We start from the raw sequence: 17291 nt of genomic DNA on the forward strand, positions 1-17291 counted from the left end.
GGCCGCGCGCGGCGACCAGCAGGGCGGCGTCGGCGAGGCTCAGCATCCCGGCGGCATGCGCGGCGGCGAGCTCGCCGACGGAGTGCCCGATCATCAGGTCCGGGTGCACCCCGCGCGACGCCAGGAGGCGGTGCAGCGCCACCTCGACGGCGAACAGCGCCGGTTGGGTGTAGCGGGTGCGGTGCAGCAGCTCGGCCGGGCTGGTGCCCTCGGCGGCGAACATGATGTCGGGCAGCGACGCGTCGAGGTGCGGTGCGAGGTGGGCGAAGACGTCGTCGAGGGCGTCGGCGAACACCGGTTCCGCCCGGTACAGCTCGGCGCCGGCGGCGGCGAACTGGCTGCCCTGGCCCGGGAAGAGGAAGGCGGTCCGGCCGGTGCCGGTGGCGACACCGGTGAGCAACGCGGCGGCTCGGTCGCCCGCGGCGAGCGCGGCGAGCGCCTCCCGGGCCTTGGCGTCGTCGTGGCGCAGGATCGCGGCGCGGTGCCGCAGGGCGGCGCGCCCGGTCGCGAGCGTGTGCGCGACCTCGGCCAGCTCGGTCTGCCCGGCGTCGAGGTGTTCCCCGAGCCGCGCGGCCTGGGCGCGCAGGGCGTCCGGGGTGGCTCCGGAGAGCAGCAGCGGCGTCGGGAGCGTCTCGGCGGGCGTGGCGGCGGGCTCGTCGGCGGGCGGCGCCTCCTCGACGATCACGTGAGCGTTGGTGCCGCTGATGCCGAACGACGAGACGCCGGCGCGCCGGGGCTGGGCGCCGACCGGCCAGGCGGTCCGGCCGGTCAGCAGGCGCAGCCCGGACTCGGACCAGTCGAGGTGCGGGGTGGGCTCGTCGGCGTGCAGGGTCGGCGGCAGGGTGCGGTGGCGCAGGGCGAGCACCATCTTGATGACCCCGGCGACCCCGGCGGCGGCCTGGGTGTGCCCGATGTTGGACTTGACCGAGCCGAGCCACAGGGGCCGGTCGGTGTCGTGCTCGGTGCCGTACACCGCCTGCAGGGCTTGTGCCTCGATCGGGTCCCCGAGCTCGGTGCCGGTGCCATGCGCCTCGACCACCCCGACGTCGGCGGCGGAGATGCCGGCGGCGGCGAGGGCCGCCCGGATGACCTGCTGCTGGGCGGCGCCGTTGGGGGCGGTGAGGCCGTTGCTGGCGCCGTCGGAGTTGACGGCGGTGCCGGTGAGCAGGGCCAGCACCCGGTGGCCGTGCCGGCGGGCGTCGGAGAGCCGTTCCAGCAGCAGAACCCCGGCACCCTCGGCCCACGCGGTGCCGTCGGCGTCGGCGGAGAACGCCTTGCACCGGCCGTCCGGGGCGAGGCCGCGCTGGCGGCTGAACTCGACGAACACCGTCGGGCTGCTCATCACCGTGACGCCACCGGCAAGCGCCTGCGCGCACTCCCCACGGCGCAGGGCCTGCGCGGCGAGGTGCAGCGTGACCAGCGACGACGAGCAGGCGGTGTCGAGGGTGACGGCCGGTCCGGCCAGGCCGAGCGTGTACGAGACCCGGCCGGACAGCACGCTCGCGCTCGTCCCGGTGAGGACGTGGCCCTCGGCTGCGTCGACCTCCGCGAGCCGGGCGGCGTAGTCCTGGCCGTTGGTGCCGATGAAGACGCCGACGGGGCTGCCGCGCAGCGAAGTGGGGTCGATGGCGGCGTGCTCGATGGCCTCCCACGACGTCTCCAGCAGCAGACGTTGCTGGGGGTCCATGGCCAGCGCCTCCCGGGGGGAGATGCCGAAGAACTCCGCGTCGAAGTCACCGGCGCCCGCCAGGAAACCGCCGCGGCGGCTGTACGTGGTGCCCGGCCGTGACCGGTCCGGGTCGTACAGCCGCTCGGTGTCCCAGCCACGGTCGGCGGGCCAGTCGGCGACGGCGTCGCGCCCCTCGGCGAGCAGCTGCCAGAACGCGTCGGGTCCGTGCGCGTCACCGGGGTAGCGGCAACCGATCCCGACGATCGCGATCGGCTCGTCGGCGGCGGGTGCGGCGATGACCGCCGGAGGTGTCGCCGGGGCCGGTACGGGCTCGGCCCCGGCGAGTTCGGTGGCCAGGTGACCGGCGAGCGCGTTCGGGGTGGCGTGGTCGAAGACCAGGGTGGTGGGCAGCCGCAGACCGGTTGCGGCGGCGAGCCGGTTGCGCAGGGCGACGGCGTTGAGCGAGTCGAAGCCGATCTCGGCGAAGGCCCGGGAGGGGTTCACCTCGGTGGCGCCGGCGTGCCCGAGCACCCGGGCGGTGAGGTCCTGGACCAGGCTGGTGAGCACGCGCCGCTGTTCGGGCGCGGGCAGCGTGGCGAGCCGGGCCCGCAGCGACGTGTCGGCCGCGCCGGGGGTGGTGGCGGTGTCCATCCCGGGCAGGTCGCCGATCAGCGCGGAGGCGCGCGCTCGGCCGGAGGCGACGAAGCGAGGCCACTCCACATCGGCGACGACCGCGTGCTGCACCCCGGCGGCGAGGATCCGCCCGAGCGCGCGGATCGCGCTGACCGGGTCCATCGCCCGGACACCGGCGTCGCCGAGCCGGTCGATACTCGGCTGATCCACCATGCCCGGCCCCGCCCAGACTCCCCAGGACACGGAGGTCACCGGCAGTCCGGCGGCGTGCCGGGTGGCGGCGAACGCGTCGAGAGCGGCGTTGGCCGCGGCGTAGTTGGCCTGCCCGGCGCTGCCGACGACGCCGTTGAGCGAGGAGAAGAGCACGAACGCCTCGATGTCGCAGCCGGCGGTGGCCTCCTGCAGGTTCACCGCGCCGGTGAGCTTGCCCCGCAGCACCGAGGTGAGCCGGTCCGGCGTCAGCGTGCCGAGCAGGCCGTCGTCGAGTACTCCGGCGGCGTGGAACACCGCGGTCAGGGGCCAGCGGGCCGGAATGCCGTCCAGGGCTGCGGCGAGCTGGTCACGGTTGGTGATGTCGGTGGCGGTGATGGTGACGGCAGCGCCGAGGCCGGTCAGCTCCTCGTGCAGCTCGGCGGTGCCGGGGGCGTCGGTGCCGCGCCGGCTGAGCAGCAGCAGGTGCGGGGTGCCGGCTGCGGCGAGGCGACGGGCGAGGTGCGCGCCGAGACCACCGGTGCCACCGGTGATCAGTACGGTGCCCGTCGTGGGCCAGCGCTCGTCGAGCCGGCCAGGGGCGGGGGCCGGAAGCAGGCGGCGGCCGTACACGCCGGACGGACGCACGGCGACGTGGTCTTCGTCCCCCGCGCCGGCGAGCACCGTCCGGAGCCGGGCGGTGGAACGTTCGTCGAGCACCGGGGGCAGGTCGATGAGCCCGCCCCAGCGGTCGGGGTGTTCGAGGGCGACCGTCCGGCAGAGGCCGGCGACCGCGGCGTGGGCGGGCGGTCCGGGCTGCTCGCCGAAGCCGATCGCGGCGACGCCACGGGTGGTGCACCACAGCGGGGCGTCGATGTCCGCGTCGCCGAGGGCCTGCACCGCGGCCAGCGTGAGAGCCAGGCCGCCGGGCAGGTCCGGCTCCCCCGGGTACGGGCGCTGCTCGTCGGCCAGCAGCGAGAGCACTCCGGCGACGGGCTGGTCGGCCGACGCGGCGCGCAGCAGCATGGTGAGGGATGCCCGGTCGGCGGCCAAGGGGACGGTGACGTGCGCGTGCTCCAGGTCGAGGCCGTCGGGCACGCCGACGAGTTCCGGTGTCAGGACCAGCCAGCGGCCGGCCGGGGGCGGCGCCGGAGCCAGGGACAGCGGCTGCCAGCCCACCCGGTATCGCCAGGCGTCGGCGCGGCCGGCGTCCGCACGGGCAGCGCGCCACGCCGACAGGGCGGGCAGAACCGTGCCCAGGGCGTCGGCGTCGACGTTCAGCGCGGCGGCCAGCTCGGGCAGGGCATGGCTCTCCAGCTCGCGCAGGAGGTCGTCGCCCTGGGTGGCCAGGTGGGCCGGGTGTCGCGTCGGGTCGGGCCAGTAGTGCCGGCGCTGGAACGGATACGTGGGCAGTGCGACCGGCCGGTAGCCGGCGCCGGGGAGCGCGACGCCCCAGGTGACGGGCAGGCCGCGTACCCAGGCTTCGCCGAGTGCACCGAGCAGCCGGTGCAGCGTGCCCTCGTCGCGGCGCAACGTGCCCAACGCGATGACCGGGATGCCGGCTTCCTGTGCGGTGTCGTCGATGCCGGCGGTGAGCACCGGATGCGGACTCATCTCGAGGAACGCCGTGTGTCCGGAGGCGACAAGGGCTCGCACGGCTGGGGCGAACGCCACCGTTCGGCGCAGATTCCGGTACCAGTAACCGCCGTCGAGGGCGGCGGTGTCGAGCCAGTCGCCGTCGACGGTGGAGTAGAACGGGATGTCGCCCGTCTGCGGGGCGAGGCCGGTGAGCGCGGCGAGCAGGTCGTCGCGGATCTCCTCGACCTGTGCGGAGTGGGAGGCGTAGTCGACGTCGACACGTCGGGCCCGGATGTCGGCGGCGGCGCAGCGCGCGAGCAGCTCGACCAGGGCGTCGGGGGGACCGGCCACGACGGTCGCCGCCGGTCCGTTGACGGCGGCGACGGAGATCCGGCCGGACCAGCCGGTGATGAGGTCGGCGGTCTGCTCGGGCGATCGGGCGATCGAGGCCATGCCGCCCCGGCCGGCCAGGCCCGCGAGGGCCCGGCTGCGCAGCGCGACGGTCTTCGCGCCGTCCGCGAGCGACAGGCCGCCGGCCACCACCGCGGCGGCGATCTCGCCCTGGCTGTGGCCGAGGACCGCGTCGGGCTCCACGCCGTACGATCGCCACACGGCGGCCAGCGACACCATCACCGAGAACAGCGCCGGCTGCACGACCTCGACGCGGTCCCACGGGTCACCGGCCCGGATGAGACCGGTCAGCGACCAGGTCACGAACGGCTTCAACGCCGCCTCGCACGCCGCCATCCGGTCGGCGAAGACCGACGAGTGGTCCAGGAGGTCCTTCGCCATCCCGGCCCACTGGGAGCCCTGGCCGGGAAAGACGAACACCACGGAGCCGGTCTCGGCGACCGTGCCCTGGATGCCCGCGTCCGGCGAGCCGGCGGCCAGCTCGGTGAGCCCGTCGACGAGGGCCGGGAGCTCACCGACGAGCACGGCCCGGTGGTCGAACGTGGCCCGCGTGGCGACGAGGGAGTGGGCGAGATCGAACGGTTCCACACCGTCCCGGAGCAGCGGCAGGATCTGCCGGGCCTGGTCGAGCAGCGCCTGGGCGGTGTGCGCGGACAGGGGCAGGGGAAGGGGTCCGGCCGGCGGCCGGGTCCGTTCGCCCGCTTCGGTCGGTGGTGGTTCCTCGATGATGACGTGGGCGTTGGTGCCGCTGATGCCGAACGACGACACCGCGGCACGGCGGGGTCGGGACCCACGCGGCCAGGCGACCGGATCAGTCAACAACGACACTGCGCCCGAGGACCAGTCGATCAACGGCGACGGCTCGTCGACGTGCACCGTGCGCGGTAACACCTCGTGTCGTAGCGCACCGATCACCTTGATGATCCCGGCCGCACCCGAGGCGGCCTGGGTGTGACCGATGTTCGACTTCACCGACCCCAGCCACAGCGGTGTCTCCGCGGCACGTTCCTGCCCGTACGTGGCCAGCAGAGCCTGCGCCTCGATCGGGTCACCCAGCCGGGTCCCCGTCCCGTGCGCCTCCACCACGTCGACGTCAGCCGCGCTCAACCCGGCATCCCGCAACGCCGCTCTGATCACCCGCTGCTGTGCCATTCCGTTCGGCGCCGTCAGACCGTTCGACGCGCCGTCCTGATTGACCGCCGAACCCCGCACCACCGCCAGCACCCGACGTCCCTGCGCGACCGCGTCCGACAACCGCTGCACGACCAGCAGCCCGACACCCTCCGACCAACTCGTTCCGTCCGCTGCCGCCGCGAACGACTTGCACCGCCCGTCAGCGGCCAGCCCCCGCTGCCGGGAGAACTCCACGAAGGCCGTCGGTCGCGCCATCACCGTCACGCCACCGGCCAGCGCCAGCGAACACTCACCCCGCCGCAACGCCTGCGCCGCCAGATGCAAAGCCACCAACGACGACGAACACGCCGTGTCCACCGTCAGCGCCGGCCCCTGCAGACCCAGCAGGAACGACACCCGCCCCGAGATGACCGAGGCGAGGTTGCCGACCATCTGATGACCGTCGACCTCGGCGCCGTGCTCCAGCAACGCCCACTCGTAGTCCCGATAGAACGCACCCGCGAAAACGCCTGTCGCCGAGCCCCGCAGCGACGACGGATCACAGCCCGCCCGCTCGAACGCCTCCCACGCCACCTCCAGCACCAGACGCTGCTGCGGATCCATCGCCAACGCCTCACGCGGAGATATCCCGAAGAACTCCGCGTCGAAATCCGCCGCGTCGTGAAGGAATCCACCCTCACGCGCGTACGACGTCCCCACCCGGTCCGGATCCGGATCGAACAGGTTCTCCAGGTCCCAACCCCGATCGACCGGAAAACCAGAGATCCCGTCGCCACCGGCCGACACCAGATCCCACAGACCCTCCGGCGACACCACCCCGCCCGGGAAACGACAGGCCGCCCCCACCACCGCGACCGGCTCACCGGCCGCCGCCACCAGGTCACGGTTCACCCGGCGAAGGCGCGACATCTCCTTCACCGACTCCCGCAAAGCACCCACCAACGCCTCACGAGACAGATCCACCGACGACTCCCCACCCGAAACCATCAGGAATCAACAACCTCAGTCGCCAGACGGATCAGCTCCGCGACGTCCAACCCATCGATCACGCTGTCGTCGTCGGCCGCGACGACGGGGGCGCCCGGATCGCCGGACTCCAGCAGGGCGAGCAGCCCGGCCAGCAGTCCGGCCTCGCGCAGCCGTTCGACCGGCAGCGCGGCGAACTCCCGGCGAAAGCGGGTCTCGTCGAAGTCGCCGGGACCACCCGGTGCGGGTTCCACGACCAGTTCGTCGTACAGCAGCCGCGCCAGGGCGGCCGGTGTGGGATGGTCGAACACCACGGTCTGGGCCAGGCGTACCCCGGTCGCCCGGATGAGCGCGTTACGCAGTTCCACCGCGGTGAGCGAGTCGGCGCCGAGGGCGGTGAAGCTGCGCTCCGCGGGGATCCTGGCGGCGCCGGGGTAGTTGAGCACGGTGGCGGTCTCGGCGCGGACCAGGTCCGTCAGCGCCCTGCGCCGCTTGGGCGGGCTCAGCGTGGAGAGTCGTCGCTTCAGGGCGTCCACGTCGGAGGTGCGGTGCCGGGGCGCGCGGCGGGTGCGGGCCAGGCCGCGCAGCAGGGCCGGCGCGTCCACCCCGAGCGCTGCGGTGTCGAGCCGAAGGGGTACGACGTGGGCCGAGTCGCCGGCGAGGGCAGCCTCCAGCAACCTCAGCCCGTCGTCTGCGGCGAGCACGCCGACGCCGCTGCGGGCGAACCGCGCGAGGTCCGCCGCGCCGAGCGTGGCGGCCATGCCACTGCCGGCCCAGGCACCCCAGCCGAGCGAGAGGGCGGTGCTGCCCTGTGCGCGCCGGTGCCGCGCGAGCGCGTCCAGGAACGCGTTCGCCGCCGCGTAGCCGGCCTGGCCGGCGGTGCCCAGGGTCCCGGCGACGGAGGAGAACACCACGAATGCGGCCAGGCCGGCGTCACGGGTGAGGTCGTGCAGGTTCCACGCGGCGTCGACCTTGGGCCGCAGCACCGCGTCGACGCGGGCAGCGGTGAGCGCGCCGAGAACGCCGTCGTCGAGGACGCCTGCGGCGTGCACCGCGGCCGTCAGCGGATGCCCGGCGGGGATCGTGGCGAGCAGCGCGGCGAGCGCGTCGCGGTCGGCGGCGTCGCAGGCGGCGATGGTGACCTCGGCACCGAGCCCGGTCAGCTCGGCACGCAGGTCGTCGGCGCCGGGCGCGTCCGGCCCGCGCCAGCTGAGGAGGAGCAGGCGCCGCACGCCGCGCGCGGTGACGAGGTGGCGGGCGACGAGACGCCCGAGCGCACCGGTCGCGCCGGTGACGAGCACCGTGCCGTGTTCCGGCCAGGGCGCCGGTTCGGCGGTGCCGGCGGCAGTCGGGACCAGCCGGGCGGCCAGCAGTGTCCCGTCGCGCAGGGCGAGCTGTGGTTCGTCGAGGCCGAGCACCCGGGGCAGCGCCTGGGCGGAGGCCGGGGCCGGGTCGAGGTCCACGAGTACGAACCGGCCGGGGTTCTCGGTCGCGGCCGACAGCATCAGGCCACGGGCAGCGGCCACGGGCAGATTTTCGCCGGTGGTCGCGCCGTGCGTGACGACGATCATCGGGGTGTCGCCGAACCGTTCGTCGGCGATCCAGGCCTGCGCCTGCGCGAGTGCGTGGTGGCATGCGGCGTGGACGCCGGCGGTGAGGTCGGCGCCCGCGCCGGGCCGCACCTCGCCGAGGACCAGCAGCACCGCGTCCGGTACGGGGGTGCCGGCGGCGGCCAGCGCGTCCAGGTCGGGGTAGCGGCCGACCTTCTGCCCCGCGTCGGTCAGCGCCCGGGCGAGTTGCTGCCCGTCGCCGAGCACCGCCCAGGAGGAGCCGGGATTGGCGGGACCGGCCGGGACAGCCGTCCAGCCCACCTCGAACAGGGCGCCCGGCCGCTCGGCGGTGGCCTCCCGCAGCGTCAACGAGGCCACCGACAGCACCGGACGTCCCGCGGTGTCGGTGATGTCCAGCGACACCGCGTCGGGGCCGACGGGTGCGGTCCGGACGCGCACCGACGCGCCGCTGGTCGCGTACCGGCGGACGCCGCTCCACGCGAACGGCAGCAGCATTTTCTCCTCGATGACGCCGGGCAGGAACATCGCGTGCAGCGCGGCGTCGAGCACGGCCGGGTCCACGCGCCAGCGCTCGTCGGAGGGCAGGACGACCTCCGTGTACCGTTCCTCGCCCCGGCGCCAGGCGGCGCGTAGCCCCTGGAATGCGGGTCCGTAGTGGTATCCGCGTTCGCCCAGCCGGTCGTAGAAGCCGTCCAGGGGAACGCTTTCGGCACCGGGAGGAGGCCAGGTCGTCAGGTCGGTGCCGGGAACTGTGCCGTCGTCCACCGCCAGCGTCCCGCTGGCGTGCCGGGTCCAGCCGGCATCGGCGGCGGATCGGGCGAAGATGCCGATCGGACGCTGGCGGTCGACCGCCTCGCCCACGATGACCTGCAGGTCGGTGCTGCCCTCGTCGGGGACGATCAGCGGTGCCAGCAGGGTGAGTTCCTCGACGAGGCCGTAGCCCACCCGGTCACCGGCGAGCAGGGCCAGCTCCACGAACGCGGTGCCGGGCACCAGCACGGCGTCGCCGATGGTGTGGTCGGCGAACCACGGCTGGGCGTGCCGCGACAGGTGTCCGGTCAGGATGGTGGCACCTCCCGGCTCGGCGACCTCGACCACGGTGTTCACCAGCGGATGCCCGGCGCCGCCGGGATCCGTGGTGCGGGTGGGTGCGAGCCAGTGACGGCTGCGCTGGAAGGGATACGTGGGCAGCTCGACGAGACGCGCACCCGCCCCGGTGAACAGCGACGACCAGTCCACCGGGGCGCCGTACACGCAGGCGGTGGCGAGGCTGGTGAGCAGTCGGGCCCGGTCGTCCTCCCCACGGCGCAGGGTGCCGAGAGCGGCTACCGGCACGTCGAGCGCCTCGGCGGTCTGCTGGATCGCGGGGATCAGCACCGGATGCGGGCTGACCTCGATGAACAGGTCGAGGCCGGCGCTGAGCATCGCCCGTACGGCCGTTTCGAACCGCACGGTGTCCCGCAGGTTGCGCCCCCAGTACGCCGCGTCCGCGGTCCCGTCCGCCAGCAGTCCCCCGGTGACGGTGGAGTAGAACGGCACGGTCGCCGGCCGGCAGACGATCGGCGCGACCGCGTCGGCGAGCGCGTCGGCGGTCATCTCCATCTGCGCGGTGTGGAACGCGAAGCTGGTGCTCCCCCCGCGGTAGCGGATCCCGTCGGAGGCGCAGGCCGCCGTGAACGCGGCGAGCTCGTCCGGGTCACCGGCGACGACCACCGACGCCGGGCCGTTGACCGCGGCGATCTCCAGACGGGTGGTGAGCCGGTCGCGTACCCGGTCGGGGGTGAGCGCGACCCACGCCATCGCGCCCTTGCCGGCCGTCCCCGAGTCGTGCAGCAGGCGGCCTCGGGCGGCGACGAGCCGGGCGGCGTCGGGCAGCGACAGCACCCCGGCCACGCAGGCGGCCGCGATCTCGCCCCGGGAGTGCCCGATCACCGCGGCGGGGCGTACGCCGAACGACTCCCACATCGCGGCCAGCGACACGCTCACCGCGAACAGCGCGGGTTGCCCGACGTCGACCCGGTCGAGTGGCGGGGCGCCGTCCCCGCCTCTGATCGCGGCGATCAGCGACCAGCCCGTATGCGGCGCCAGCGCAGCCTCACACTCGGCCATCCGGGCGGCGAACGCGGGGGAGGTGTCCAGCAGTCGCGCGGCCATCATGGGCCACTGCGATCCCTCACCGGAGAAGACGAACGTGGGAGCGGCAGCGGCCTGCCAGCCCCGGACGACCGTGGCCGAGGCGTGTCCATCGACCACCGCGTTCAGGCCTTCGAGCAGGTCGTCCCGGGTCTGCCCGAGGATGACGGCGCTGTGGGCGAAGCGGGTTCTTGTCGACGCCAGCGTCCAGCCGATGTCCGCCGGGTGCAGATCGGCCGCCGCCTCCGCGAGCCGCCGGCCCTGGTCGGCCAGAGCATTCTCGTCGCGGCCGGACAACACCCACGGGATGAGTTCGGCTCCGGCCGGGGGCGGCGGCGCGTCGCCGACGGGTTCGACGTGCTCCAGGATGACATGGGCGTTGGTGCCGCTGATGCCGAAGGAGGACACCGCGGACCGCCGGGGGCGGCCGGTCCGCGGCCAGGGACGCGGTTCCACCAGTAGCTCGACCGCTCCGGAGGCCCAGGCGACCTCCGGCGACGGCTCGGTGACGTGCAGCGTGCGGGGCAGCACCCCGTGCCGCATCGCCAGCACGGTCTTGATGACGCCGATCACCCCGGCTGCGGCCTGGGTGTGCCCGACGTTGGACTTGATCGATCCCAGCCACAGCGGCAGGGCCGGGTCACGGTCCTTCCCGTACGTCGCCAGCAGCGCCTGCGCCTCGATGGGATCGCCCAGCCGGGTGCCCGTGCCGTGCGCCTCCATCAGGTCGACGTCGGCCGGCGACAGGTCCGCGTCGGCGAGCGCCTGCCGGATGACCTCCTGCTGCGCCGACCCGTTCGGCGCCGTGAGCCCGTTCGACGCGCCGTCGGAGTTGACCGCGGAACCGCGGACCACGGCCAGCACGGTGTGCCCAAACGCCTGCGCGTCCGACTGCCGCTCGAGCACCAGCAACCCGGCTCCCTCGGCCCAGCCGGTGCCGTCGGCGTCCGCCGAGAACGCCTTGCAGCGCCCGTCCGGGGCGAGCGCGCCCTGCCGGGAGAACTCGACGAAGATTCCCGGCGTCGCCATCACCGTCACGCCGCCGGCCAGCGCGAGAGAGCACTCCCCCGCGCGCACGGCCTGCGCCGCCAGGTGCAGCGCGACCAGCGACGACGAGCATGCCGTGTCGACGGTGACCGCAGGACCCCGCAGTCCCAGCGTGTAGGCGATCCGGCCGGAGTTGACGCTGGCGGACGTGCCGGTCAGGCGCAGTCCGTCGGTGCCCTCGACCGGCTCGTGCAACCGCGGTCCGTACTCCATGGCGGTCGCGCCGACGTACACGCCGACCCGGTCGCCGCGCAGGCTCTCCGGACGGATGCCGCCGCGTTCGAGGGCTTCCCACGAGGTCTCCAGCAGCAGTCGCTGCTGGGGGTCCATGGCGAGCGCCTCCCGGGGGCTGATGCCGAAGAACCCGGCGTCGAAGTCGGCCGCGCCGTCGAGGAACCCGCCGCGCCGCACGTACGTGGCGCCGAGCTGGTCGCCGGCCTCCAGCGTGGTGAGGTCCCAGCCGCGGTCGGTCGGGAAGTCGCCGGTGGCGTCGAGGCCATCGGCCACGGCCTGCCACAGCTGCTGCGGCGAGGCGATGCCGGCCGGCAGCCGGCACGCCATGCCGACGATCACGACGGGGTCGTCGTCGGTGGCCGGGCGGACCCGGTACGCCTCGGAGGGCTGGGGTTCGGCGCCGCCGTGCAGCCGCTGCCGCAGGTGGGCGACCAGCCGGTCCGGGGTGGGATGGTCGTAGACGAGCGTGTTCGGCAGTTCCAGGCCGGTGCCCCGCCGCAACAGATCACTCAGCTCGACGCCGGTCTGGGAGTCGAGACCGAGTTCCTTGAAGGTACGCCCGGCGGGGAGCCCGTCGCTGCTCTCCCGGCCCAGCACCTTCGCGACCTGGACGTGGACGAGCTGATTGAGGTCCCGGTCCGGCCGAGGCTCCGGCTCGGCGGGCGCGGCGGGGGCGTCCGTGAGCCAGTGCCGGGTGCGCTGGAACGCGTACGTCGGCAGGTCGGTCCGTCGGGCACCGGGGAACAGGGCCTCGGGATCCACCGGAGCGCCGTCGCTCCAGGCCTCGCCCAGGGCGCTCAAGAATCGCGTCCAGCCACCGTCGCCACGACGCAACGTCCCGATCGCCGTGATCGCCCGGCCCGCCTGCTCCGCCGTCTCCGCGATCCCCGCCAGCAGCACCGGGTGCGGGGACACCTCGACGAAGCGCGAGAATCCCGCCGCCAGCAGGGCCCGGGTGGCGCCCGCGAACTCCACCGGCTCCCGGAGATTCGAGTACCAGTAGTCGGCGGTCAACGCCTCACCGGCGACGACCCCACCCACCAGGCTGGAGAACAGCTCCACCCGGGTCGCTGCCGGCCGCACTGCGGCGATCTCCCGGACCAACCGCTCCCGCAGAGCCGACACCTGCGTCGAATGCGCCGCGTGGTCCACCAGGATCCGCTTCGCCGGCACGCCCGCCCGTTCGCACGCCGCCAGCAACCGCTCCAGAGCGGCCACGTCCCCCGCGATCACCACCGCCGACGGGCCGTTCACCATCGCCACGCTCAGACCCGATCCGCGCACCAGGTCCTCGGCGCGGTCCCGGCCCACCGCCAGGGACACCATCCCGCCGCCACCCGACAAGGCGCCCAACGCACGGCTCTGCAGCGCCACCACCCGCGCCCCGTCCGCCAGCGACAGAGCGCCCGCGACCACGGCCGCCGCGATCTCGCCCTGCGAATGACCCACCACCGCGGCCGGCACCACGCCACCCGAACGCCACACCTCCGCCAGCGACACCATCACGGCGAACAGCGCCGGCTGCGCCACGTCGACGCGATCCCATCCATCGCCGCCCCGCACCATCTCCGCCAGGGACCAGCCCACGAACGGCGCCAGCGCCACCTCGCACTCGGCCATCCGGGCCGCGAAGACCGGGGACTCGTCCCACAGTTGCCGCGCCATCCCGAACCATTGCGCCCCCTGGCCCGGAAACACGAAGACCGTGCCGACGCCCTCCCGCGCCAGGGACGTGTCGGTGTCGTCGCCAGCCAGTGCCCCCAGCCCGCGAAGCAGCGTGTCCCGGTCGGCGCCGCTCACCACCGCTCGGTGCTCGAACGCCGTCCGCGAGGTCAGCAACGAATATCCGACGTCGGTGGGCGAGGTGCCGGGACGATCCCGCAGGTACGCGTACAGGCGTTCCGCTTGGCCGCGCAGTGCGCCGCGGTCGCGACCCGAGAGCGCCAGCAGCACCGGCCGGGCCGGGTCAGCGGGGACGCTGCCCGGCCGCTGAGGCGACTGCTCCACGATGAGGTGCGCGTTGGTGCCGCCGAGGCCGAAGGCGCTCACTCCCGCACGCCGCACGTCGCCCGGTGCCGGCCACGGGCCGAGTTCCCGCTGCACGCTCAGGTTCAGCCGGTCCAACGCGATGCCCGGATGCGGATGGACGAAGTTGAGACTCGCCGGCAGGGCGTCGTGCTCCAGTGCCAGGATCACCTTGAGCAGGCCGGCCACCCCGGCGGCTGACTCGAGGTGACCGATGTTGGTCTTGACGGAGCCCACTCGCAGTGGCCGCCCGGCCGGGAGGTGCGCACCGACGGCGGCCCCGAGCGCGGCCGCCTCCACCGGGTCGCCGACCGCGGTTCCCGTGCCGTGCAACTCGACGTACTGCACGTCCTGCGCGGTGATGCCGGCGCGCCGGTGCGCGAGCTCGATGACCTCGCGCTGGACGTCCGCACCGGGCACCGTGAGCCCCGTTTCGGCCGCGCCGTTGTTGACCGAACCGCCGAGGATCACGCAGCGCACCCGGTCGCCGTCCGCGCGGGCCCGGTCGAGCGTCTTGAGAACGACCAACGCGCCACCCTCGCCGCGGACGTATCCGTTGGCCCGCGCGTCGAAGCTGTAGCAGCGCCCGTCCGGGGAGAGCACACCCGCCGCGTCCATGGCCAGTGCGGTGTCCGTCGCGAGGTTCAGGTTGACCCCGCCGGCCAGGGCGATGGTGCTCTCGCCGGTCCGCAGGCTTTCGCAGGCCTGATGGACCGCGACCAGGGACGAGGACTGTCCGGTGTCGACGACAAGGCTGGGTCCTCGCAGGCCCAGCAGGTACGACAGCCGGTTGGCGATCATGCTGCGCAGCGTTCCGGTCGCGGTGTGCGCGGTGATACCGGCGACGCCGAGCCGGCACCGCAGCAGGGCATAGTCGTCCAGCGCGGCCCCGACGAACACACCGGTGCGGCTGCCGGCCAGCGCGGCGGGCAGCATGCCGGCGTGCTCCAGGGCCTCCCAGCCGAGTTCCAGCGTGAGGCGCTGCTGCGGGTCCATCGCCGCCGCCTCGCGCGGGGAGATGCCGAAGAAGTCGGCGTCGAACATCGCGGGATCGTCGATGAAGCCTCCCCGCCGCGCCGCCGTTCCCGCGGTAGCGGCCGGGTCCCAGCGATCCGCGGGCGCGTCGGTCGTCGCATCCCGGCCGGTCCTCAGCAGTTCCCAGAAAGCCGCCGGGTCACCAGCTCCGGGGAATCGACAGGAATACCCGACGACAGCGACAGGATCGACCGATTTCATAGCGCCCACCCTCGCCGGGATTCCATTCTCAACGCGTAGCGCTCCCTCACCGGGAAATCGGATGCGGATCGCTTGTGCCAACGTTCCGTCCAGAATGGTTCCACCACCGGATATCGTCTCGATAGCGTCCGGCTAGACACCATGTCGCGAGCTTGCCCGGCCGATCCGCCGGTGGGTACGGTGCAACAATTCGTCAGGCGAGCGCCAGCGGGAAGGGCAGTCGATGTCCCTGGGTTATCTGTTCGGTGGCGGTGTCGGGAGCGAGCCGCACGGCGTTGGCCTGTACCGCGGATTCGCCAGCGTGCGAAATCTGTATCAGCAGGTCGCGGAATGGACCGGGCTGACCGTCGGGCAGATTCTGGAGGAGGACCTTCCCGAGGAAATCGAAACGCGGCAGAGCGTGGGTACGGTCCGGGAGTCGGTGCACGCCATCGCGGTGCACGACGTGCTCGCCGAGCACGGGCTACGGCCGGCGGTGCTGGGCGGGCTGAGCCTCGGGGGGATGTCGGCGGCCTGCCTGGCCGGGGCGATCAGCCGCCGTGCCCTGTTCGAGATGCTCGCGTACGCCCGCAACGCCCCCGGCCAGCCGGCCGGCGCCCCGGAGCAGGGGCTGGCGCTGGCGTTCGAGCCGGCCGCCGACGACACCGTCCGCTATCGCAGGGCAGCACGCCCGGGGGTGTACCTGGCCGGGCAGTTCGGGCTGACCACCGACGGCGCGACCCGCATCCTCATGCTCTCCGGCGAGAAGCAGGCCCTGGACGAGCTCGCCGCGGAGCTGCCGCAGGGTTCCGTGGTCCCCATGCCCGGCCGCCCGATAGCCATCCATTCGCCGCTGCGCGCCCACTTCCGCACGTTCATGGCGTCACACATCGACGCCATGCCGTTCCGGGATCCCGGTCTGCCGCTCATCTCCTGCCTGGACCGCAGGGTGTTGGTCACCGCCGAGGACGTGCGTGACACGTTCCACCGCAACTCCACGGACCCGATCAATCTCGTGCACATCTGCGAGGCCATGAAGGACGAGGGCGTACGGCTCGGCCTGGTGATGGGGGGATCCATTCCGGACGGCATCCTGCGGTTCCCCTTCCCGGTGGTGCACGTCGACCGCCCGGAGCACCTGGACCAGGTGATGACCACGGTGTTCGAACTCGGCATCGACCTGTCCGCGGGAAAGGCGCCGCGGTGAACACGTCGAGCGGCACGGTGGCCGCCGAATGCGACGCCCTGATCAAGACGTGGCTCGACACCGATCTGGACGAGTGGACCCGTCGGGTGATCCGGCGGCACTTCCAGCCGGGCACGGGCTCGCCGTACTGGCTCCAGCGTGCCGCGGGGCTCGACTTCGACCCGCGTGACATCACCCGCTACGACGAACTGACGGCGTTCGAGCCGTTTCCCCTCGACACCCTCCGCACACTGGACCCGGCCCGGCTGGTACCCCTCGCGGTGCCACGCCCGCTGACCGGATGCATCTGGGACAGCGGCGGCACGACGGGTACCCCCTGCCGGGTCCACTACACCCCGGACATGCTGATGCACCGGGGCGCGTGGCGCCGCTGGTCGTTCGTGACCGAGGGGTTCGAGGCGAACCGTACGTGGCTCCAGGCGACCCCGACGGGACCGCACCTGATCGGCAACGGCACGTGGGAAGCGAGCCATCTTCACGCGGGCCTGGTCTATGCCATCGACATGGATCCGCGCTGGGTGAAGCGGCTGATCCGAGAACGCCGCCTGGCAGAGGCGAACGAGTACAGCGCCCACCTGGTGGAGCAGATCGCAGACGTGCTGCGGCAGGGGGACGTCGACTACGTGAACACCACCCCGGCGCTGTTGCAGGTGCTGATGCGCCGCCATCCGGACCTGGTGGCCGGCCTGAACGGGATACGGCTGAGCGGCACCCAGATCAGCCCGGACATGTACCGCGACTTCGTGGCGGCGCTGGACGGCGGCATCGTCGGGCGCAGTTACGGCAACACCTTCGGCAATGCCGCGGGCCTGCCGCCGGAGCAGAACGGCGAACTACTCCCCTACGCCCCCAACTATCCACAGGTCACCATGGCGGTCGTCAACCGCACCGACTGGTCAGCACCGGTGCCGTACGGAGCGACCGGCCAGGTGCGGCTGACCGTGCTGCACGAGGACCTGTTCCTGCCCAACGTGCTCGAACGCGACCAGGCCCTGCGCCATGACACCGGCCCGGGCTGGCCCTGCGACGGCGTCGCCAATGTCCGTCCGCTGCAGCTCACCTCCACCGCACCCGAGGGCCTGTACTGATCGATGGCCCGGCCGGGGTCCGGTGCGTTCGGCCGGGGCCTGACCGACGACGGGCTTTACCGGTGTGGACAGCGAGGGTGCTGAGGCTTCGATTCGTTTGCAGTTCTGCCGTCCCCGGCCTCCCGACGGCTGTCGTGCCAGATCACCTCAGGGCGCGATCCGCTTGCCCTTGTCGGCGGCCGGGTCATACC

4 protein-coding genes (1 of these 4 only partly in view) are annotated in these 17291 nt (G+C 73.5%); 2 read left to right on the forward strand and 2 right to left on the reverse strand.

All coding sequences use genetic code 11. The features are described 5' to 3' along the window. Both OG617_RS33900 and OG617_RS33905 read right to left on the reverse strand, forming a co-directional pair. Nucleotides 1-6577, reverse strand: the start of a protein-coding gene (locus tag OG617_RS33900; protein WP_405097235.1) for a type I polyketide synthase. Its footprint begins 6908 nt before the window's first position; only the first 6577 of its 13485 coding nucleotides appear in the window; it begins with the start codon at nucleotides 6575-6577; its stop codon lies beyond the left edge, outside the window. Between the two features lie 23 nt (nucleotides 6578-6600). Beyond that, a complete protein-coding gene (locus OG617_RS33905; RefSeq protein ID WP_405097237.1) occupies nucleotides 6601-14826 on the reverse strand; it encodes a type I polyketide synthase in 8226 nt (2741 codons plus the stop codon). A gap of 301 nt (nucleotides 14827-15127) precedes the next feature. Here OG617_RS33905 and OG617_RS33910 point away from each other — a divergent pair, with 301 nt between their 5' ends. Together OG617_RS33910 and OG617_RS33915 are read left to right on the forward strand one after the other, a co-directional pair. Next, nucleotides 15128-16012: a hypothetical protein gene (locus OG617_RS33910; RefSeq protein WP_405097239.1), complete on the forward strand. Its 885-nt coding sequence runs from the start codon at nucleotides 15128-15130 to the stop codon at nucleotides 16010-16012. After that, a complete protein-coding gene (locus tag OG617_RS33915) occupies nucleotides 16009-17100 on the forward strand; it encodes a hypothetical protein (RefSeq protein ID WP_405097241.1) in 1092 nt (363 codons plus the stop codon). Before OG617_RS33910 ends, OG617_RS33915 begins: the two co-directional genes overlap by 4 nt. The last annotated feature ends 191 nt before the right edge of the window (nucleotides 17101-17291 follow it).

Origin of the sequence: Micromonospora sp. NBC_01412, from assembly GCF_045040215.1 — a bacterium.
Taxonomy (GTDB): Bacteria; Actinomycetota; Actinomycetes; order Mycobacteriales; family Micromonosporaceae; genus Micromonospora; species Micromonospora rubida.